Consider the following 22,460-nt stretch of genomic DNA (forward strand, 5'->3'; position numbering starts at 1 on the left):
TTTCAGGAGGTTATATTCAACCTCCCTTATTTTTTATTTTCATTAAGCCACTGATCCGCTTTATCGACACGTGACTGGTAAGGCTCATTTGTGTTGCTCAGCTCTGACTTCATGTACTGAATGAATTCATCTGCTTTCTGAGGCCCAAAGCGTGGGTCATCCGTCAATTGCTGCCGGATAGCCCTTTCAGAGTTCTGCGCTGCATTCGCATAAGTCGAAACGCCGTCGCTGCTAATACTCTGATACCGGTCACTTACAGCTGCGACGCCATCAGACATCTGCATGTGATTAAGGACTTTACCCTGGAGAGAATCAGGCATATTTGCAGGGTTAGAGGCATCATTTGCTATCGATGTCTGGGTTTGAAGGATGCCCGCTCCCGTAAGCATCTCATTTACCGGTTTCGCCCCAACGCTGGTTAGCGTATCCGAAACAAATTGCTGGCCCCCGAGTAGCGCACCAGAAATCGCGCCCCGCTCAGTGTTGGCCTCTATCTTTTCCCCAACCAAGCGATCTGTGACGGTCTGAGTGCGGTTACCAACGAGACCACCGCCCGACCCACCTTCTCCCAGGTTTGCCCGTACGACTGACTCAAGTGAACCATCAGCTCTGTTATGAGTGTTGAAACTGCTATGGATGCTCTTAACGTCATTCATACTCCAGTTAACGTTATAGTTACCCAGTTCATTAAGGATCTTCTGGGTATCCGCTTTGAGCTGCTCTCTTTCGGCACCGGTAGCCATGGTGCTGGCACCATAGGTAAAGACAGCTTGCTGTGCCAATTCAGCTCGCTTATCGTCCCGGCTTAAGTTCGGGTTGTTGGCAACACGACTAAAGTAGTTATCAGTGTTATTAGATAAGCCACGAACTTGCCCGCTCTGATACATACTGTTCAAAGCAGTGGCTCGTTGATCCATTCCATCACCAACCACCCGACCTCCAACCTTTTCCAGATCGTTAAATGTGCCTTCTGCATTTCTGACATCCTGACCCGAATTGACGACTTTCTCTACACCCTGATTATTCAGTACAGGTCCATTCTTTTCGAGAGAATTAAGCACATTCCTTTCTTCATCAGAATAAGTGCGGCCCACGTTGTTGTTATGTATTCCCTGAATATCGCCTTTGCCCGCGTTATCAAGGTTATACGGAGTAAAGCCAGCTTCACTTTTTCCAGGGACATGCTGTGTCGCGTCCTGAGCGTTGGAGGAAAGACCGAGTTTAGCCTGCGAATCTACACTTCCACCCAGTTCCCCTACGCGTGACGCACTCATCACGCCAGACGTATTTACGCTGTCAGGAGTTCTATCCTGTGCCTGAGTGATAGTATTAATTCCTGACCCGTCACCTGAAATTCTGTCGAGCTGATTGGTGATAGGTAGCAGCTGCTGTGCATTACCACCGAAGTCGGAAACCAGACTTTTAAGCAGGCTGGAGGTTTCACGGAGATCCTGTTTATTACTTTCGGCCGTCTCTCCCCGGGCGGTATCAATCGCAATTTTTTGCTCACTGAAATCTCGGGTTGCAGCCACAAGCGCGTCAGTACGTTGAAGCTGCGATCCAAGCTGATTACTGGCCTTGAAGGTATCGTTATAGGAGTTGAATTTCTCCATAAACGCATTCTCATCCAGCCCATTCTTACGAGCAAAATTCCTTACATCATCATCACTGAAGTTTTTGTTGCGAATAGAATCGGAGAACCTGTCCAGGTTAATGCTTTGTTTAGAATCAAGGCTCATTCCACTATTGGAGCTTGCGTTAGTCGAAACCGATGTAGAAATATTTTGCGCCATCGTCTGTGTCGCCTGGTTCATTTTCGACGATGCTTCTTTAAACGCATTAGTATTGGATATCTGATCGCTGCTTACCTGAGACGCCGCTTTACTGAACTGGTCAGTTAACGCAGAATCCTGGCTAAGCTGATTCGTGATTGCTTTTGAAAGGTCATTTGAAAGCGAGTCACTGCCTGTATTGGTCTTAGATGCACCGCTACTCAATTGCCCTGCTACAGCCGCTTTCAGCCCGGCTCCATTGCCAGTTCCAACACCTCCATTAAGCCCAGCGTTGAGAATAACATTTGAAGCAATGCTGGCCATCTGAGACGCACTCACCCCATGTTTCGTTGCAATACCTTCTGCTACAGAGGCACCAATCTTATCCGAGATCTGCTTCATTGTTTGCAGGTTGGTTGAGAACTGCTGGCTCGACTGTCCTGACCTTCCAATTTCGCTCATCTGACTGTAACCAGCCTGGAATGAATTACTTGCCGCACTCATAACTGATGAGGTTACAGCTGATCCTTGTCCCTGGCTGTTAGCGATACTTGAACCAGCATTCCACATTCCAAGACGGAAATTACTTGAATCAACTGCGCCGCCATCGCTGTATCCCTGACCGGTACTGGTTAAGGCGGTTCGTGTCACGTCACCAAATGAAGATTTACCGCTGTTAGGGCCATCCCATACTTTGGGCGTTACATGACCAGTATCCACCGGCGCATCGGGGGTCACTCCCTTAACCGCATTCATCATCGGGTGAATCGACTGTGTCATCAGGAATAATGTGAGTACCGGAATCAGAGCATAGAGGGCGGAAGCAACAGACAGGTATGAACTGTATGTTTCCGCAAGCCCTGGGAGTCCCATCCACGTGACGGCATTATTCTGGCTGTTGAGGGTGCTCCAGGTATCCAAGTCGGCCGTCGCGACTTTCTTCACATACGCGTTGACCATTACTGCCGTAAGCGGCCACATATTCACGAAGAGGATAAGTTGCAAATATTTCGCCGCAGCGGCAACACCATTACCACCTAACGCCAGCAGCATAAGCAAAGCAAATGGAGCAACCATATAAGCAAACATTTCAAGGAATGCGATTGCTGCTCCCGACAGTTGTAACCACAACTGGCCCTGTGAAGCCATTGTGTTGGTTCGCTTCAGAGAAGCCTCAAACAACTGCATATCGGAAGCCAGACCGAGTGGGGTCTTATATTTGCTTGCGCCATTTCTGAGCTCATTCATAATGAACAGGTTCAGGGTGGCGTCATACGAACCAATAGCCTTACCGTACATACCATTTGCTGACGCCATAACATCAGTAAAGCTTGCGCCGGTAGGTGCACCATTTGCTTCGTCTGGAGTAAGGATGCCGTTTGTCTGTCCTATAAGGGAAATAGTCTGGCGAGCTTCAGCTGTACTGGTAACCTGTTTCACAGTTGACCAGACCTCATCACACGTACCAGATTTTGAACCGTTAGCGCCAACAATACTGGCAGAGGCATTCTTCAGTGCGCCTTTCATCGCCTGATTAATCCGGTCCATGCTATCTGCCAGATTAGCTGAGAAAATATCGTTAAAAATAGTTTCTTTACCGGCAATATTTGCGCTTGAGTTTTGGGTAGCCTTCAGGCAGTTGTATGCAAGAGACTGAACGGTAGCACATACGTTCATTGGCCCTAGCCCGCTGGCCGGTTCAGGAAATGCGGAACAGTAGCCCTGGCTATCGCCGCCCCATTGCAAAAACTTCACGAATCGGATCATCGGACCGAGGGTGATGTCATCGTCCAGAGTTGTTGCAGACAGGTCCACCGGAGAAAGCGGATCAAACGCTGTTTTATAATCCTTCAGCAAACCCTGGCTTAAGTTAGTGGTGACGGTTGCCATCGCAGCAATAAAAATTGGAATTCCGTCGACGTTTCTGACCTCTCCCGACTTTACAGATTCAATAGTTACATCCACTCGAACCATTGCCATCATGAAAAGGATCAACCCCAAAAACCAGGAGAAAAACGGTAATTCATTTTTGGTCGGAGCCTGAAGCCATAGCCACGTTTTATAGAATAGGCTCACACCTGCTACAACGGCGGCCGTGGTCAGGAACTCTTTTACACCAGTATATTGAGAAAAGATCAGGGCAATACCGGTAAAAGCCGACCAGACAAAATCAATATCACCCAGGGTATATATGTTGTAATCCATGTCAGACCTCAGTTACGTGTGCCACGAATACTTTCAGTGAAAGCCTTCCGTTGCAGGCGACGGTTATCCCAGGTTGAAATGACGTCCGAGCTGGTACCGACCTGGCTGTGCGATAGCTCATAGGCGGCTTTAACCTGTTTTGAGAGATTGTCTGTTAATCGGTTGAGATCATCCCTTTTACCCGACAGCGACTCACTCGGTATGCTCATGGTTGAAATTTTGGCCTCAACCTGGCGCAACATGTTGATTACGAGGCTCGTCGCAGCAATAGTGCTGATGTCCTGAATGTATGCGTACCCTTCCGGTGCTTCGAATGTTTGCAAAGAGTCGATAATGGTCGGGATGCCGATATAGGAGATAATGCGTAATTCATCATCTGAAACACGAACGTCGTTGATGATTTTTTTCTGTACGTTTAAAAGAAGATCAGAAATGGTATCCTTCAATCCCTTAAAACCACCGTCATTAACTTCTGACATGACAAGGCACTGAGCCTTTCGTGGGGATGATGGATCTGGTGCCGGAGAACACTTGAGCATTTTAATTGATCCGCCAGCTGGTGGCCCCATGATGTAATCCGTGACAGTCATGGTAGACGGGCGGACTTCCATTCCCGCTTTTTCGCCTTTGCTATCCCAGTTGATAATGACAGTACCTACGAGAGACATAAGTTGTTCTGCCAGTTTATAACCGGATAACTCCGTTACCCCTCCGATGTTCATCGTTCCCTTATCAATATCCATGAACGACATATAGAAGAGGTTACCACTGAATTTTTCAGCGAACTCTTCGGGATCCTTTGCTTTAACCTGAGAAGTGACAGCTTCAGGTGACTTTGTCATCGATGAGCCAAAATCAGGAATAAGACCATTAATCGATCCCAGAATTGAGGCTGGTCCAGAGCTAACTGAGTTAGCGAACTGGCTTGGCGTACCCACGTTTTCAGAAAGGAAAGAGTAAGTTGCATTGCATGAATCTTTCGCAAATTTATTTAGCGCTTGCAGTTTGTTTTGGATGTCATTAATCGTTGCAGCACAGTCAGCACAAATAGCTGAAACAGCAACGTTAAAAGCATAGATAGCCGCACCCTGGGCAATACCACGGGCCACCTGCACAAGCTGGTCCCCGTTGATCATGCTGAAGGACCCAAGAAAAACGTCAATACCGTTACAACCGACAGAAGCTTTTGGAAACGACATGGAAACAAGGTTGGTATTAACGTTTGTTGTTCGGTAAGACATTGACCCGCCAACTATGCCTGTACGGGTTGCTGTGGAAAAGGTGGCCGGGCTGGTAGACGTCATCATGCCATTGAAAATGTTACGCATTGCGTTGTCTGCATTTGCAGTCGGGGCTAAAATTGCAGCACAAACAGAAAGAGACAAAAGTAACTTTTTGAAGTTGAAAACGGCATTACTGCGCATAAGTGCCTCCAAAACTGCCGCCAGCATTGAGATAATTGACCGGATCGGCCGTAGGCATGTCATAGCCTTCGAGTTTTTGGTCCATTATTTTTTGAAGTAGGAATGGGTCTGATTCCATTTCGGATTTATTAACGGTAATAACGCCATCATCGCCGATGGTATATTGCCTTTTAATATCTAGAGTTGACTGGAACGAAGCGTCATCGATCAGATTCATGCCCTTCGCGGCAAGTATAATAGTGTTCTTTAATTCATCAGCGGAGATCATGCCTTCACTAATGCGCTGAGCTGATGTCCCATCCTTTGAAACCAGGAAAATTGTAGGTACCTCTCGAATTTTAAATTGATCAATAATTTGTGCGTTGGGGATGTTAAAATCCTGAAAAAGGCCATTATGCAATGGCCTTCCATCCATACTGATTGGAAGAATATCTACCGAATAATAGTTCTGCATAAATTGAAGTATTTGGCTTTCTTCGTGGCAAAACTGGCAAGTACTCTGGAAAAAGAAAAATAAACCTGACTTAGTAAAGATATCTTTCATTACCGTTTGCTGATTTTTTTCAACAACAGTGCGGTGAGCATCCAGTGCCACCTTTTCCACTGGTTGCCTGCGTTTTTCAGACATCATCGGGTTTTTAAGAAAATAATCTTTTGATTTGTCAGAAAAACGCGTACTGATATCCAGCATTAACCTTTGCGCCGTGTAATAACGTGATAGATTTTCTGCGGTAGGGTTATCCATTGCCTGCGTTAACAGTCGAGGCATATTCTCTTTTAGCCATTTTGAATTTAAATCTACCATTTCCTCTTTTGAAGGCGAGCTAGCAGCACCGGTTGGTGGCAAAACCTCTTCTTCTTCAGCTTCGCTTTTTTTAGCAGGATCGTCATACCAGAAGAAACCCTTCTTATAAGCCTGGCCAGATACAAAGGGCGTATCTTTTATTAGGGGTTGCTCAGGGCTGGCGTGGGCACCAGTAATTACCAAAGACATAAGCAAAACCATCTTTGAAGGCGCTAATGCAATACGAGTCATAGACCGTTCTCCTTTTCTGATGCGGTTATGATGGCATACAAAAAAAAGGTTAGAGCTCGTATAGCATGGTCGTTTTTATGTTGAAAAGGACGGAAAAGGAGTGCTGACTAAGAAGATAGTCTCGGTGATGGAAAGATCATCCATCTTGCACGTTGTCAAAAATCCGGTGTAACAAAAACATGGTTTTATCGAATATCTAAAAGCAAATATTGCTTTGAAAACAGGTGTATTTAGAGCTGAAAAAAATCATCACAAGTAATGCTGTTTCTATATTTCAAAAAAGGAATAGCTAAGGATCAAAGAAGCGAACTTAGACAAGAATATAAAATATATTAATTGAAAGCGATTAAGAAGTCGTCATGCATAGAAGGTTTTGAGAACCTAAGTAGTTTTACGTTTTCAACAGAAAAAAAGGTGCACATTTTTGGAACGAAGAAAAACTGAATAAAGAAAAATCAAATTATATCTTTACTTGTCAAGAGTTGATATTTAAGTTGTAACTAATATTTGATTGTAAAGCAAACAACAGAATTTGACTTAAGTCAATATTTAGATTCAGACAAGGCAAGTTTCGCGATATCTTTTTTAAATTTAATCTAATTCTTCTTGAGAATACCTCTCTATGGCTGAAGCAGTTGAAGATAATCTGCAACGTGGACAATGAGCATCATTTGTCACTGGCACAATGTATGGGCGTTTACATTTTTCGCAGGCACCTAGTTCTTCAATTTCTTTCATAGAAGTAAGGATTTCTATTATTTTATTAACTTCCGGTGCGCATACAAAGTATCCCAGATTATGAAGGACACTCATTATTCGGTTGAAGTCAATTTGCCGAAAACTCGCTTCCGGATTTATTGGATCAAAACCAAAATAGTTAACTGCGACATCAATAACAGCAGAAAAGGCTCGGCGGTTATCTGTGCGTTTGCTCCAGCCCCGGATACCTTTTTTGAGTTTTGTTTTTGCACCAGGCTCAAAATCGATATTTTCAGCAACATGATTACCGTACAAAATTCGTATTGTATTTTTATTTGCCCCAAGCGACATAGTTCTTGCTGCTCGCAATAGAGCATTAGCTTTTGTTTGATCGACCTTTGCCATATCAATAATCCTTTAACATAACTTTATTTGTTAAAGTGTTGAACACATCCTGACGGTGACTGGTGAACATAGTGTCATAACGTAATAGTTCCATCAAATCATCACTAACTTTTCCTAACCGGATGTCAGCAGACAATTCATAAGCCCAGGCAAAAACTTTCGTTTTAAGTGAAACACTCTCTTCAATATGCCCTTGTGAGAAAGCAATTGTACGTGGGAAAAGAACGACATCGTTAATTGTTTTTAACGATGAATAACCAATGTCTTTAATAGCATCAGCTGTAGTTGGTTTTAAACCAAAGAAAATACTTACAAACTCTGGTGCGAGCATTGAGATAAAGAACACCTGCATAAAGTAGTCATTCTGTATATCAACACATTTAGAACGCAACTCATGAATCTTCTTGGGATTATAGATATCCACTGTACCATTCAGAAAAGTCACTTTTTCACCGGCATCGTAAATACCATAGTCAATATCATTTGTATCATATTCACGAATTACATTGGAATCACCGTCCAAGACCGCAGAAAAAAACCTCTCCCATGTAATTTCCTTTCCGAGTGTACGCGGAACCAAAAAACTACCTGGACGTGTTTCCACTTCAAAAGCTAAATCAGCGGCTGTACTAAATCCTTTCCCAAATAGGCGACGCTGGAGAAGAGGAGTCCCAGTTTGATATGCAGAAGATCCATGCACAGGCAATAACATTAAAAATGCACGGTAACTACGAATAAGCGAAATCTCAGTGCGGAAAAGTTTACCGAGTAAGCTACGAGTTAAATTATCAGATTCTGACATGTGCTGATTGTCCTTGCGCCATTACAATTGTTCAAATCTTCAACATGGATTTTTTGTTAGGTGTTCGGTAGGGTGAAAAGTAACTTTTAGTATTTTCTTAAGGCTTGAATAAGCCTTAAATCTATCCCTTCAACCACACCGCTTACTTGTAACACTTTTTAACCAAACTAACCAGAATTTTATCAAAAATTCCTGCGCATGCTAACGAAATGTGAAGCGATTAAAAAAAAACCTAAATCCAGCCCCTCCCAACGTTGGATTAGAATAACGACGTCTTTCACTGACCGTCATAAACTGACATTTTTACTTTTCATCAACCTCATGCTTACATAGGATCACTAAACAAAGAAAAGTGACCCTATGAATGCCTCACATAGGGTCACTTATGTTTGAAAAGTGACCCTATGTAATGTCGTCATAGGGTCACTTTTTATAAAAGTGTCACTATGGACAAAGTTCCATAGGGTCATTTTTTTTGGAAAAGTGGCACTAGATATATGTATAACTTTAATAGAGCAATGCACATTATCAAAAGCAATAATCCACAATGGTCATTCTGTCAAAAGTAACTTTAGGGGGTAGCGATGGAAGTGAGGCTAAACTCGCTGTTACTGTTTCTGAAGGCCCCTCCCGAATGGGGGAAACAGCGAGTGCATTACATCTGTTCAATTCCCTCATCAAAGAGCATTCAAAAATCTTCTGTTCGTGAAAAAAAACGGAAATTTCCTCCGGTATAGTAATTTCACATCAGGAGGCGTCATGAGTAATTCAAATCTTATAAGTTCTATAGAGCTAACACGTAAAAATTTACGTGCTCAGATTGAAGGTTTGCGTGTTGAGGCTGAAGATCTCATTACAAAATACTGGATCAAGTGGAAGGAACGAAACCACCAAGAGATTAACCTTACCCGACATAGCAAAGTTCCAAAGAGGGAGTACCTGGGTTCTTACGCACCAAAAGTTGAGCTAATTGGTAATGCCAGAAAAGTAACGATCACTTGGCATCAGTTCAGCCCTTATAAAACAAGAGCGCCTAGCCACATGTCAAAACGGGTGCAACCAATGAAAAGTGGAAAATATTCTAAGAACTGTTTTGTAAACCATGCCAGCTGGGAATACGAAATGATTTCTGAAACGGAAGCATTGCTGGAGCCTTACAGAGAAATGCTTGAGCTCTATCATTCAGCATATATCGAACTTGGACGAAAAATCCGTCAATACTCAAAAACTAAGGTGGCACAATGAACGACGCAATTATCACGGACAATGAGCGTATTAACATTGAACCAAAAGATGTAATGGTAAAAGGTTCAAATAAAAAGCAAGGCGTAAACGCTCAAACTTCTACTCAACGTAGACCAGAGCACCAGGGTATGGCCAAAGTTATTATTAACCCCGGCACCCCAGACTTTAACCGGTTTTTAACTGCCAGAAATGGAGCAGTCATCAGAGGTTTTGATGATGTGAGTATCGCTATTTCCTCTCTCTTTAAAACGGTTGATGCAGTTAAACATCCTGACCTTGTTCAGGCTATTCAGGATTGGTTCAACGAGCTGCATGAAGAAAACAATAAGATGAAAGAAAATCTTGTTGCTTATATTAAGTCAATTGAGTTCGACAAGAATGACTCATTCATGTCATCAACTCAGTTTGTACCTTTCAGTTTTGAACCAGTACAACTCAACTTCAATAACCACAACACCATGAGGTTTTACAAGTACATCTTCGAGATGAACCAGCTCATGAACACAATGTATGAGTACAACTCATTGGGTTTACTGGCTGTAAGCGACTATCCGGTTATGTCTCACAACATTATAAAGAGTATTAATTTATATGTTGAGAATGTGAAAAAGACTCTGAATGTTTCTCGCCGTAAGGATGGGCCATACAGTCCAGCAGAGTTCATCACCAAAGTAATGCAATATAAAAGTGTGCAGGCATACATTGCAGCCGAACTGTCAGGCAAACGTCGATAAGGTATGATGATGAATTTCAGGGCGCTGTATTTATGTATTAAACGGATTTTGGGGATATTCTCATCTCAGGAGAATGATGCAACCTCTGTAATGATTGAGGATATATCAAGCCTCTCTCCTTTTGCGCAGATTCTAGGAGATCAGAAGTACACTGTTCCTGATCATCCAAATCCAGAAGTCCTGAAATTCATCGAGTATCCAACTCGTCCGACGGGCATACAGACATTTAATGAACAGTCAATCCTGTCTCTGTATCGGGAAAAGCTGCACTCAATTTCAATGATGTTAGCTATCAGCGATAGCGACATCAGGGACGATGCATATACATTTACTAATTTAGTTTTAAAGCCCTTGGTTGAATATGTTCGCTGGATACATCTTTTGCCAGCTTCCGAAAATCATCATCATAATGGTATTGGTGGGTTACTTTCTCACAGCCTGGAAGTGGCCATACTCTCTTTAAAAAATGCGCATCACTCAGAACTGAGACCAATCGGATATCAAGATGAAGAAGTAGTCCGTAGAAAAGTATATCTCTATGCTGCGTTTATCTGTGGTTTAGTCCATGATGCCGGAAAGGTTTACGATCTCGACATTGTAAGCCTGAATTTAGCTAGTCCGATCATTTGGACGCCAAGCTCACAAAGTCTTCTTGACTGGGCACGTGAAAATGACGTGGTTGAATACGAAATCCACTGGCGAAAGCGTATTCATAATCAACATAATATCTGGTCCAGCGTTTTCCTTGAGCGAATCCTAAACCCGGTATGTCTTGCATTTTTGGATCGGGTAAATAAAGAACGTGTTTATTCAAAAATGATCACCGCCCTAAACGTTTATACTGATGGGAATGACTTTTTGTCTAAATGCGTGAGGACCGCTGATTTCTATTCTACTGGTACAGACCTTAATGTTTTACGTGACCCTATCATGGGTCTGCGTTCTAATGATGCAGCAGCAAGGGCCATTAGTACCATCAAGCACAACTTTACCAGTATCAATATCAACAATTACAATGCTAAGCCTATGCACATCATTATCGTAAATGGTGAGGTATACCTTAACGAGAACGCATTCCTTGATTTTGTTCTCAATGATTTCGAATTACATAAATATAACTTCCCTCAGGGAGAGGCTGGTAAGACCGTATTGGTAGAATCCCTAGTTCAACGTGGTTACGTCGAGCCCTATGATGATGAGCGTGTCGTTCACTACTTCATTCCGGGTATCTATTCGGAAAACGAAATATCAAACATCTTTAGAAATGGGATAGGGAAACTAGAATTCTATAACCTTCTTAAGCTAAGGTGGATTGGTTTAATCTTTGATTCCTATAAAATCCCTGACTCAGTGCCGGGTCTTTTTAGCGTTAATGCCAATAAAGACTTTATTTACATTGACGAGCAAAAAACAGTTACTGAATACAGAAGACCAGTGCCCGGTCGGGACGTTATAACTAAAATTACTGATACTGTTGAGACGGCTGTTCTTAAGGTTAATGATTTAGGCCGCTCCTCTGCCTCTATTGATGTTGATATACATTCTAAGAAAAATGAAGGCTCATCCGACGATTTTGAGAAGAAAGCCGAAAGTGATAATGAAATTGATAATGACACGCAGATAGTTAAATCTGAGGGTGAGGAAGCAGCTGATCCTGTCATTCCTGATATAGAAGAAAGTGAAGATGAATCGGCAAAGGACACGGAATCCCATGTCCTGGTCAACCAACTTCATGAACTCCTTTTAAGCGCTCCACTTTCCAATGACTATATAGTGTGTGTTGATGCTGTCCCCTACCTCAACATAGATACCACTATGGCATTGCTGCCGGGATTAGATGAAAAAGCATTCAGTGAAGAGCCCTATTTCCAACTGACATTCAGAGAAGGCTCTCTCGATGGAATGTGGATAGTAAGGGACATTGACGATCTGCGTTTAGTCCAGCTCGGCGATAACTGCGCCGGGTTCCAGCTCACCTATCATGAGCCAAGAAGGCCAACAACTTTAAAGTCACTTTTCAATACTTCTATGTATCAGGCATTAGTGATTAATGATGAGTCTTCTGTTGAAAACTCTGCCCCACGTCCAAAGCAAACGCTTGAGCTGCCTCCCCCACGTGTAAATGCAGTCGAAGAACATTCTGGCGACGTGGAATATCATGGAACCGATAGTGCATCCGCGACTGGTCCGCTGAAAACTGAGGCTGTGGAATATGAACATTATCAACATCTTTTTGAGAAAGAAGATGAAGAGCATGAGATCATTGATTATACCGATTTCTCACAGCTTAGTGTTTCTCGGCCAGAAGTCGGTAGTTGTGCAACAAGCTCTTCGGTCCATAATGAAAAGCTTCTCTCCGAGCCGTCAGAATTACCAGAACTTAACCGAGAACAGAACGCTGATCCCCAGGGTACGAATGAACGCTCTATGGATGTTTCTGTAGGACAAGAAAACTCAGAACCAGATACTGAGGGTAACTGCCCACCACCAGCTGAAGTTGTGTATTCCCAGACCGAAGCAGCCGCAACCAGTGTGATGGCAAGTGAAGAGCCCGCCTTACCTCCTGTACTTGAAGAATCAAATGGAGAGCATGCGCCCACAGACGCTAAGGGGCATCATCTTTCGCCAGCACTGGCCAGACTGTTCGCCCCAACAGCACCGGTAGAAAAACAAAATCCCAAGCGCAACCGGAATAAATCATCGGACAAAGCAGAAGTACAAAAACCAGCATCACCTGTTTCTGGTCACAATCTGAACAGTAAAGTCTTTGCATCTACTGAATCAGACCAAAATGGTGAATTCTCGCTTATAAGCGAAGGTGACGTTACAGAGCTTGAATTTGTAGAAATTGCGTTAGTACTGCATCAAATTCTGTCCAAAATGGAGGTGGCGTTTAAAAGAAAGCGCAAAAACAGATTTATGGTAAGTACTCCTAATACTCTCTATCTGACCCAATCTTGCGTGGAAAAATTTGGGTCGTTAGAGGCTCAAGATCTTTTCAATAAGCTTCCTCAGTACCTCGTTAATTCTGGTGCTGTGATCAATACAAAATGCCATGCATTTAACATGCCTACTTTGCTGGCCGCATCAGACCGGGCGAAAGTGGACATTGAACGAATTATCAATAACCTGAAAGAGGCTGGGAACCTATAATGTCAGATTCGAAGAGGACTAACCTCCATGCACAAGAGAATTTTTATCGGCCTATTCTTGAGTATCGTAGTGCCTCAATACTTTTGATTTGTTCGGTTTCTATGCTTTATATGGGACTTTCTTCAGACGGACTGGACATCGCCCCAATAGTTCTGTTCACCTCAATATTGCTTTTTTTGCTGTGCCTTTATCGTTGCAAAACAGCAGCGCCATTTTTGATGGCTCATTGGCGTGTATTCAAGCGACATTTCATGTTCGTTAGTCTTGATTCACTGCGTGTAATTAACAAAAGTAACTTTTTCTCCAATGAGCGAAAGTATCGTCAACTGGTTCAGGATTATCAAAATAAAAATAAGGATATACCCGAGCGAAAGTCCTATTTTTGTGATGGGTTTGAGTGGGGTCCGGAACATGCGGATCGGGCATATCAAATAGCTAACCTCTCCAGTGATAAACGTGAGATCGAGTTGCCATTCGTCTTCAACCCAATTAAGAGACATTTTGACGCAATGGCTCGTAAGATGGGCGGCAGCAATGCAATTTTTGCTGTGGAACGTAGGGAACCCATATTTGTAACTGAAGACAATTGGTTTGGTCATACTCTGATAACCGGAAACGTGGGTACCGGGAAAACGGTGCTACAGCGTTTACTAAGCATTAGCATGCTTCATCTTGGTCATGTTGTTGTTGTCATAGATCCAAAGAACGATGCAGAGTGGCGAGAATCTCTAATGGAAGAGGCTAAGACCCTCGGTCTTCCTTTCTATAAATTTCATCCTGGCCAGCCAGCATCTTCGGTCTGTATTGATGTCTGCAACACCTATACTAATGTTTCTGACCTAACATCTCGTCTTTTGAGCTTGGTGACAGTTCCCGGTGAGGTTAACCCATTCGTTCAGTATGCCAAGGCTCTCGTTTCCAATGTGATTTCCGGGCTTTCTTACATAGAGAAAAAGCCTTCTATTTATCTGATTCACAAGAACATGAAAAGCCACATGTCTATTGTGAATCTTACAGTCAAGGTAATGGAGTCATGTTACGCGAGATATTATGGTTACGATGTCTGGACCGAAAAAGTTAAGTACGTCGCTAACGATACCTTGCCGGTACGTTTCAAGCGTCTCGCTGAATGGTTTACGGCTCATTTCATGAATTACGAGGGGTCCGAACAAATAGACTGGTTAGATACTGTTTCCCAGCTTATTGATTACTCAATGTCCGACCCAGAGCATATGGCTAAAATGACCGCAGGTATTATGCCTGTTTTCGATATGCTCATTGAAAAACCTTTAAATGAGCTTTTATCTCCTAACCCGAACTCAGTATCATCAAGAGAAATTGTAACAAGCGAAGGGATGTTCAGCACTGGCGGGGTGCTATACATTTCGCTTGATGGCCTTTCAAACCCCGATACAGCAGCTGCTATTTCTCAATTAATAATGTCAGATCTGACCTCCTGTGCCGGTAGTCGCTACAACGCTCAAGATGGTGATATGTCAGCTAATTCCAGGATAAGTATTTTTGTTGATGAGGCACACTCAGCCATTAACAACCCTATGATTAACCTTCTGGCGCAGGGTCGTGCAGCGAAAATTGCACTGTTTATTTGCACCCAAACCATCTCCGACTTTATTGCTGCGGCAAGTGTTGAAACTGCCAATCGAATTACGGGGCTCTGCAACAATTATATAAGCTTGCGAGTCAACGATACTCCTACTCAGACGCTTGTTGTAGAGAACTTTGGTAAGAGTGCGATAAGCACAAATATGGTCACTTATACGACCGGTTCAGAAACATCTTTGCCGCATAATAACTTCTCAGGTTCAATCTCAGAAAGAAAGCAGACAACTTTAGAAGAGAGTATTCCAAAGGATCTCTTGGGTCAGGTCCCTATGTTTCACATAGTTGCCAGGCTTCAAGATGGCAGGAAGGTTGTAGGCCAAATCCCTATTGCTGTTGCTGAGAAACAAATGAAGCCAAACACAACTCTGTCGGAAATGCTTTTCAAGAAGGCCGGAAAAGTTACTTTGCGTCAAAATCTCGATATCAAAAATCTTAATAAATTTCTAAGGAAGTTGCATTGATGGATGAAAAAATTGTCCTGACGCGCCAGCAAATTTTAAGCTCTGCACTAAAAGTCAGCAAATGTCGCTCGCTCGTAAAAAGGCGCTTTCAGTCTTTGGGTTTAAAGTACGCAGATTCTCAGGAAGTTCGAGATCGGCTAACTATGATAGAAAAAAACGCGTTTCATCATTTGGGAAAATTTTGTCAGAGCAACGATATCGATTCCCTATTCTCCATGGCAAATACCCTGTCTGAGCTTTTCCTTTTAAAGGGAGAGTTGATCACGACTGATCCCTTTGGGGACCGTGAAACCAGCTACTGGTCGGTACCACAAGGATCATGCCATGAATGGATTCAATCACTGACCACCAGCGAAGGTCCTGAACGTAAATTCGTTAGTTTCCGTATTTCTTTCGATAACAATGACGTACGGTGTGATCTTGTAAAAAAGAATGCCCGTATGCTTGGTTGTTATCTTTTGCCTTATTTCGTCGATTTAACACGCACGGTGGGCGCATTCATTAATTTGCCAGGTAGTGTCTCTTTTAAACAAGTACAGCGCATCAAACCCCAGATTCATCCAGAAACAACACATAGTCATATAGTTACTATTGAGGACTCTCCCTTTCTTTCTCGGTTAAAATTTAAAATCATTACTGCCATAGATCAGCTTCCTGACCCTAATGGCCTTTATACAAACACCTTTAACAGCATTATTGACCGTGCACTGCTGACTCATCTCAAAACCGAACAGGAAAAAATAGATAGTCCAAGAGTCTGCAAAAATGTGATTTCGGCTTTTGCCGACTCAACTCTTTCTCTGCCGGTGTTTAACATCGGCCTAAACGAGCAGTACAGATACTGGACGCCGTGGGGCATCAACTTTATAGAATTTTCCCGCCAGGCCGCAAAAGCAAGGACCGCTGTATTTGTTCCTGATGTGGGACAGATCGAGTGGAAAAGCGCAGAGCATAAAGAACTGGCGGAGTTAAGCCTCATCGACCAAATCATACCTAAACAGTACCACTGGCTCCTGGGTATCCCGACGATGTGGCGTAACAACTATTGCAATCACGATCAGAGGCTAGCTCTTTTTCGTGAATGGAGGGAAAGCAATGGCTGCGGATAATACAAGCAGGGCAGCAGTGCTCAGAACAATGCTTTTTTTTGGCATGGTCATTTATTTTGGTTACAGCTTGGCTTTCCAGAATACTGAGGAGCTCAAATATCAGATTACTCAGGAGGTTAATGCAAGCCGGTCCATCATATCAAATGACCGTTGGAAGTCTGTCATTGCAAATAGTGAAGCGACTTTAAATTGGTTGGTACATGACTATAAGTTAATTGACTATCTGAATACTATTCTGATCCCTGACACCAAAAAACCAGCCAGAGGTATTAACATTGTTGCTGAAAAATTTACCTCTATTAATTACACTATGGCCAAAAACATACCCCTCTTACTTTATCAGTCCATTTTCCGGTGGAACTTAATCCTGGGGTGGCTAATCGTTTTTCTGCCCTATCTATTTGCCATGCTAGCAGATGGAATGTACCAGTGGAAATTGAAGAGGTACGTATTTGGTAAGGTTACAGTTCAGTTTTATCGTATTTGGTTTCGAGCATTTTGGGTGATCAGTGCTTTAACGATGGTCTACCTGGTCATGCCAAATATGTCACTATTTAACAATATCGCTCAACTTTTCCCACCAGTCGCTTTATTGATACTGGGAATTGCATTGAATCGCTTGTGGTCTAACTTTCAAAAACTCATGTAAAGGTGGTCAGATGTTAAGCAGTAAAAAAAGGAAGTCCCCTACAAATATCAAAGAATCGCTCAATGATAACGCTGACCGTTTTTATAAGATGTTTCGCATTCATACCACGGCAAAAGTTGCTATGTCGCTAATTGCCATGACCGCTGTAGGGTTTTCTTTCTACAATCTTTACGAACAATGGCAGGACGCTGAAGGGAAGAAAGACCATATAGCTGTAATACGGATTTCTGGCGAGATGGGTACCGGCTCGGAAACGGGCGATGGAACAGTGATCGCAACAGCTCTTGCCAAAGCTTACAATAATCCCCATGCCAAAGCAGTTATTATCGAGGCAGAGTCAGGTGGTGGTGGTCCCTCTGACGCCATCATTATTTACCGCCAGATAAACGCGCTTAAAAACCACCAGCCACAGATTGAACGCGTATCAGATGCCGGTGGCTCTCTTTCATCTGTAGCCGCTGACAAGAGTAACAAAACCGGGAGCACAGAACGTGGCGATGAAGCACGGTCGAAGCAAAACTCCCTCGAAGTACTCTCCAGCGGTACCGGTCGTTTTTTCTCTGATATCGCAGACTCATATAAACCAATCATCGTTAGTGTGAAAGGCATATGCGCATCCGCATGCTATTACGCGGTATCGCCCGCTGATGCAATTTATGCCGACAGTAATGCCCTGATCGGTTCTATCGGTGTGCGTATGGACCACTGGAATCTGTCAGAGATCATGAGCACAGTAGGCGTCAAGAATGAGCCCCTTACGGCCGGTGAGTTCAAAGATGCTCTTGACCCCTTCCACCCATTGTCCGATTCAACGAGGGAGTTCATGCAGAAGGAGATCCTGAACACGATGCATGAAAAATTTATAACTGATGTTGAACTTGGACGGGGTAAAAAGCTTCTCTCGCGTCATGATGCCGATGCTGTTTCTCTCTATTCAGGCCGTGTATGGCCAACACCTCAGGCAGTTAAGTACGGCCTGGTGGATGGAGATCTTACGTCAGTAGAGATCCGTACACGTCTTTCAAAAATGTACTCCACTGACACGTTCAAAAACTACAATGAGCCTCATCGTAATCTCCGTTCTGCACTCGGCATGCTGATGAGCCTGTCTTCAAATATTGAGAGCCTTACCGGTACCACTACCCGCTTAGTAGAATCTGTTAATGCCACCAGCTACCCCTCTGTGAGGTAACATGGATGCTTTCAATCTGCTGTGGAGCATTACGGGGGTAGCTTTCATTATCCTTATTTTCGTCGTGTTGCTGTGTCTGTTGGGATTTATGACCTCTGCCATAGCGGAACGGCGGACTGCAAAGGCAATTGAATCTGGGCTTCCTGAAGAAGCTCAGGGGCTACTTAGTGATCTCACCTTTCAGTTGTCGGCTCATAGCACTACGCAGGTTGATCACATTCTCGTAGCCCCACATGGTATATACGTCATAGAGCAGAAAAACTACGTAGGCAAGCTCTACGGTACTCTGGAGGAAAGCCACTGGCGGAAATGGACTCAGTCCCGAACCCTCAAGTTGCAGAACCCGTTTAAGCAAAACCAGGGGCACATCAGGGCTATTCAGTCTGCTCTTAAGGCTAGAGAACTGGAATGTATCAATGTCGTCATCATAAACGGACGTTGTAAGTTTGATGGCATCAAGCCGGAATGGTTATGTATGGGGATGGACGATTTTATCCATAAAGTCAAACAACGACGAGGGCTACGGTTGTTCACACCGGAGTCTGTTCAGCACATCTGTTCGGTGTTGAAGTCAACAAGGAAGTCGCCAGGGCTCTATACGGACCTTACTCATATTCATAACATAACGACAAAGTACAAAGCCCCGATGAAATTCGAGCAACGAGTAACATACATTCTGCTCAACTTTATCCATTATCTGTGGGCAAGTCTGTTCACTAAGCAGAAGCCTTAGCGCTCTATCATTGGTAAGGCTGTAAAATGTCTGCAAAAGGCCCCATCGGTAAATTGTTGGGGCTTTTTCTTTGCGTAGTTCTGATACGGTTTATCCTGTGGAGCATTATGGCCACCAGCCAGCTGGTGACTGGCCAACGCTTTGTATGACGTAGCCTACTCAGGGCAGGCTATTTTAGAGGGACCGATTTTTATCCGGGCTAATTTAGAAAGAGATAATTTGAACTTAGGCGGGCTGACCACCAGCAGAGAGGTAAATCACTAGCCGGTGATATTGACAGAAGTCGTCAGGGGTTTAACGCCGGAATATTTTGCCAGGCCTCCTGCAAGGTCTGCAAGACTTCTACAAGTGATAGTGACGGCCACAGGACTGTTTCCGTCATTATCACTCCAGGTGGCTCGCACTCTACTGGTACCAGAATTAAAACAACACGAGTTCCTTTTACCTGGTAGGCAAGGTTTACTGCCGGTTGGCGGTAGGAGGCCAGTACACCCTCACCATATTGAGCAGGGTTACTTGCCCAGTTCCGCACCATTGCATACACCTGAGGCATATACCGACTATCCAGATCCCCTTTGGGCCGTCTGAACGGCACGATTTCTTCTGAGCGGTAGGTGGTCGTTGTTGTATTGGTTGTCATCTTTGTCACCTCCCCTGTTCGTCCATTTAGAGTTTTAAGCTGCTTTACACATCACACTCAACTGATTATTTAAGCTGGTCATCGTCTCTGGCCAGCATAGCCCAACCATTCGCCTGGTTTTCGCGGGAGTAAGGATTCATTTCAAAATAACTATCTACCGCGTCGCTGTCCGCAACAGAACTGTTGTTAGCTCTCTTTGAACCCTGAACCACTACAGCATCAACCTCTGCGGCTTTCCCGTTGCGCTGTACCAGGATTTTAACCGTATTGGGCTTACGTCTTGCGAGCAGTTTGTTGGCGATAAAAAGCACAACAATCCAGGCCAAAAGCACGTATAAAAATGTATTCATAATGCCCTCCTTTGTATGTGATTATTATACCTGCTTCCATTGCAGGCCAAACAGGTTCGGTGCATGAAAAATAGACTTCTCTCCGGCGTATAGCAATCTACTTACTGATCTGTTTTCGTATCAAACTGTATGGCATAACCGAGGGGCGTACGTGGTGAGTCAGAAAGTTACTTTTCCGTAATAGTTAATTTCAGATCCTTCTTCCAGTTACGCTTCAGTATAAAACCGATACCCTCTAATTCAGCATCCTTCACGTTTAATACGCTTCACTTTAAGGCAGGGCTTTTCGGTTGAAATGAATTCTTTTTCCGGTTGCTGGACATGGGTTTCATCCTGATAGTTAAAGTTGCAGGCTATCAGTCACCACCACCACCTCCGTCACCTCCTCCACCGCCACCATCACAACCACCAGCTATGCTATTTTCACCATTACAATCACCTCCGAGGGGGTTCAAATGGCTGCTCCCCTGTAGATGGTGTCCTTGCCAGATCGAACCCGAACCAGCGCCTCCTGAGCGTCTTTGCTTGCCCTGAGGCAATTGTGCAGGCTCACCAGCACCGGCGGTACCAAAAATGTCCCGGGCAATTTTATAAAGAAGGTAAAAAGGTACGCCCAGCATCATAAAAAAGATTACTGAAAATATTACACGTTCCATTGATGATCTCCTGTCTTGTGAGAGACCAGTTATATCAGGGTGATTCAGTATTTCCGTTTAGAAAAGAGTACTAATTTGGCCCTGTTCGCTCTTAATTTGCCATCCGGGAAAAAGTCATAGGGATAGGCCTGCCAGAGTCAATAACTTCCAGTGATCTGGAGGAGACCCCGGCTCTCTGAGCCCTCATGGATGGTACGGCTTTACCCCTTGTAAACAGATTCACGTTCCGCAGGACAAACATCGACTACTGACGTCTCATATTTGCTGACGCTAATCCGACGTCTCATTGCCGTCTGCTTGTTTTCTTTAAAGGGTGTATTAGACGAATATCAAATCGGAATGGTAGGGGATGTGTGGGCACCATGCCCGGCCCTCTTTGAGCATCTGAGAGATTGGAGACCTAGCCGGGTAAGATAGCTACTTTCTTACGGGTTACCCTTCAAATCCAAAGACGAAACGGACGCTGCCGTTCTCCACGTGGAGACGCTTTACTTCTTCGACAAATTCCTGGATCACCTCTCCGGCGTTATCGGGTGGTATGGCTGACAAAATTTCTTCCGAAGTCAGCCATGAGTATGAATGTTCACCGAATAAATCATCATCTTCGGACGGTATATCATCAGGTAATCCGCGTAATGCGTGGATAAAAACTGCTGATGTGCTCGCCCTTTCACGATCTACATCAAATCCGAGCCAGGCAAAGTGGAGATATGATCGGTCCCCTTTATAATTGCTTGATAAATTAATCCATTTACCAGGCTTTTCTTCCCTTTGAAATCGCCAGCAGATATCAACGCCCATTAAGAAACTCCATTACTATCGTTCGTATGAGATAACTATCATTTCAGAATACTATGACTTCTTCCCGTATAGAACTAATCGCTCACGCCATTTAGCTACTTACTTTTTTTACGTACGCTTGCAGCGCAGTACCTTGAGAGAAGTAAGTAAGACTGGGCGAAGCCAACCGGTTCCGCCACCTCGCTCACCGGCTTTTAGGCGTAAGCACTGAAGTCAGCCTCCATGCTAACTGGCGAGCCTGCGAAAGTCAGACTCGTTGTTATAAAGCGGCATATCGTAAGCAGTGTCTGAAATGAACATTCGGATCTGCTCAAGCGTCATGCCACAATGAAAACGGGTTACGCTCACATTGGCCCGGGGGAAGTCAGCACAAAATGCATTCAAAACATTCTCATGGACAATACCAATGTTGATTAACGCAGCTGGCCCGTTGTCACGGAAAGATACGACACGGAATCCCCCATACCAGCCTGACTGGGAGAAAAATGAAAATGCACTCGTTGCCAGACCATTAGACAGGTCATAGCGCAATTTCCCGCTCAGAGACTGGCTGTCTCTGCTGTACACGCGATTAATGAAAATGCCGGGACCAACTTCTACCGGCTGCTTGTTGCTTGCTAAACACGGAAAGCCCACCAGCGAAACCTCCCTTTCTCCTAACCAGTTTACCTGATACCCGGCAGTGAGAAAGTCAGTCAGTTCTACGCCAGAAAGAGCATTAATGGCCGCAATATCGGTATCCAAAATATTTACGTTTTTCATATTCATCTC

General features: G+C 43.9%; 18 protein-coding genes. 8 read left to right on the forward strand and 10 right to left on the reverse strand.

Going from position 1 to position 22,460, the window contains the following annotated elements; all coding sequences use genetic code 11:
- Window positions 1-26: 26 nt before the first annotated feature.
- The 5 genes from O1722_RS25030 to O1722_RS25050 all read right to left on the reverse strand — a co-directional run bounded on the left by O1722_RS25030 (window position 27) and on the right by O1722_RS25050 (window position 8,343).
- Window positions 27-3,977 carry a conjugal transfer protein TraG N-terminal domain-containing protein gene (locus O1722_RS25030; protein ID WP_000386160.1) on the reverse strand — a complete coding sequence of 1,317 codons (3,951 nt, stop codon included), beginning with the start codon at window positions 3,975-3,977 and terminating at the stop codon, window positions 27-29.
- Between the two features lie 8 nt (window positions 3,978-3,985).
- Window positions 3,986-5,401 carry an IncHI-type conjugal transfer protein TrhH gene (trhH, locus tag O1722_RS25035; RefSeq protein WP_001257292.1) on the reverse strand — a complete coding sequence of 472 codons (1,416 nt, stop codon included), beginning with the start codon at window positions 5,399-5,401 and terminating at the stop codon, window positions 3,986-3,988.
- On the reverse strand, window positions 5,391-6,437 hold the full coding sequence (locus O1722_RS25040; protein ID WP_000196727.1) for a thioredoxin family protein: 1,047 nt from the start codon (window positions 6,435-6,437) through the stop codon (window positions 5,391-5,393). The genes trhH and O1722_RS25040 overlap by 11 nt, the downstream gene beginning before the upstream one ends.
- Window positions 6,438-7,028: 591 nt before the next feature.
- The gene (locus O1722_RS25045) at window positions 7,029-7,541 is read right to left on the reverse strand and encodes a hypothetical protein (protein ID WP_001140952.1); all 513 of its coding nucleotides are present in this window, start codon (window positions 7,539-7,541) and stop codon (window positions 7,029-7,031) included.
- 1 nt (window position 7,542) lies between these two features.
- Window positions 7,543-8,343 carry a hypothetical protein gene (locus O1722_RS25050; RefSeq protein WP_000004208.1) on the reverse strand — a complete coding sequence of 267 codons (801 nt, stop codon included), beginning with the start codon at window positions 8,341-8,343 and terminating at the stop codon, window positions 7,543-7,545.
- Between the two features lie 759 nt (window positions 8,344-9,102).
- On the opposite strand from O1722_RS25050, the gene mobI reads away from it, so the two are divergent.
- The 8 genes from mobI to O1722_RS25090 are packed head-to-tail and all read left to right on the forward strand — an operon-like array spanning window position 9,103 to window position 19,242.
- Window positions 9,103-9,588, forward strand: a complete 486-nt coding sequence (gene mobI / locus O1722_RS25055) for a conjugative transfer protein MobI(A/C) (protein ID WP_000071885.1) — start codon at window positions 9,103-9,105, stop codon at window positions 9,586-9,588.
- Window positions 9,585-10,322 (forward strand): hypothetical protein, encoded by a 738-nt coding sequence (locus O1722_RS25060; RefSeq protein WP_000995978.1) that lies wholly within the window; start codon window positions 9,585-9,587, stop codon window positions 10,320-10,322. Before mobI ends, O1722_RS25060 begins: the two co-directional genes overlap by 4 nt.
- 9 nt (window positions 10,323-10,331) lie before the next feature.
- Complete coding sequence (mobH, locus tag O1722_RS25065; RefSeq protein WP_479954680.1) at window positions 10,332-13,475, forward strand: MobH family relaxase; 3,144 nt, start codon at window positions 10,332-10,334, stop codon at window positions 13,473-13,475.
- Complete coding sequence (gene traD / locus O1722_RS25070; protein ID WP_001284073.1) at window positions 13,475-15,559, forward strand: conjugative transfer system coupling protein TraD; 2,085 nt, start codon at window positions 13,475-13,477, stop codon at window positions 15,557-15,559. The genes mobH and traD overlap by 1 nt, the downstream gene beginning before the upstream one ends.
- Window positions 15,559-16,668, forward strand: coding sequence for a hypothetical protein (locus O1722_RS25075; protein ID WP_000343600.1), 1,110 nt, complete (start codon window positions 15,559-15,561; stop codon window positions 16,666-16,668). Before traD ends, O1722_RS25075 begins: the two co-directional genes overlap by 1 nt.
- On the forward strand, window positions 16,655-17,317 hold the full coding sequence (locus tag O1722_RS25080; RefSeq protein ID WP_000718549.1) for an IncC plasmid conjugative DNA transfer DtrJ family protein: 663 nt from the start codon (window positions 16,655-16,657) through the stop codon (window positions 17,315-17,317). The genes O1722_RS25075 and O1722_RS25080 overlap by 14 nt, the downstream gene beginning before the upstream one ends.
- 10 nt (window positions 17,318-17,327) lie before the next feature.
- A complete protein-coding gene (locus tag O1722_RS25085; protein ID WP_000952985.1) occupies window positions 17,328-18,509 on the forward strand; it encodes a S49 family peptidase in 1,182 nt (393 codons plus the stop codon).
- Between the two features lies 1 nt (window position 18,510).
- Complete coding sequence (locus tag O1722_RS25090) at window positions 18,511-19,242, forward strand: nuclease-related domain-containing protein (protein ID WP_000338612.1); 732 nt, start codon at window positions 18,511-18,513, stop codon at window positions 19,240-19,242.
- Window positions 19,243-19,528: 286 nt separating this feature from the next.
- Here O1722_RS25090 and O1722_RS25095 read toward each other — a convergent pair whose 3' ends face one another.
- The 5 genes from O1722_RS25095 to O1722_RS25115 all read right to left on the reverse strand — a co-directional run bounded on the left by O1722_RS25095 (window position 19,529) and on the right by O1722_RS25115 (window position 22,451).
- The gene (locus O1722_RS25095; RefSeq protein ID WP_000210769.1) at window positions 19,529-19,882 is read right to left on the reverse strand and encodes a hypothetical protein; all 354 of its coding nucleotides are present in this window, start codon (window positions 19,880-19,882) and stop codon (window positions 19,529-19,531) included.
- Between the two features lie 65 nt (window positions 19,883-19,947).
- The gene (locus tag O1722_RS25100) at window positions 19,948-20,232 is read right to left on the reverse strand and encodes a hypothetical protein (RefSeq protein ID WP_001091367.1); all 285 of its coding nucleotides are present in this window, start codon (window positions 20,230-20,232) and stop codon (window positions 19,948-19,950) included.
- 356 nt (window positions 20,233-20,588) lie between these two features.
- Window positions 20,589-20,888, reverse strand: coding sequence for a hypothetical protein (locus O1722_RS25105; RefSeq protein WP_000442693.1), 300 nt, complete (start codon window positions 20,886-20,888; stop codon window positions 20,589-20,591).
- A gap of 432 nt (window positions 20,889-21,320) precedes the next feature.
- On the reverse strand, window positions 21,321-21,689 hold the full coding sequence (locus tag O1722_RS25110) for a hypothetical protein (RefSeq protein ID WP_000537761.1): 369 nt from the start codon (window positions 21,687-21,689) through the stop codon (window positions 21,321-21,323).
- A gap of 225 nt (window positions 21,690-21,914) precedes the next feature.
- The gene (locus O1722_RS25115) at window positions 21,915-22,451 is read right to left on the reverse strand and encodes a hypothetical protein (RefSeq protein WP_000800251.1); all 537 of its coding nucleotides are present in this window, start codon (window positions 22,449-22,451) and stop codon (window positions 21,915-21,917) included.
- Window positions 22,452-22,460: the final 9 nt, after the last annotated feature.

It is taken from the genome of Enterobacter cloacae complex sp. HYC003_NIDB, assembly GCF_056673375.1.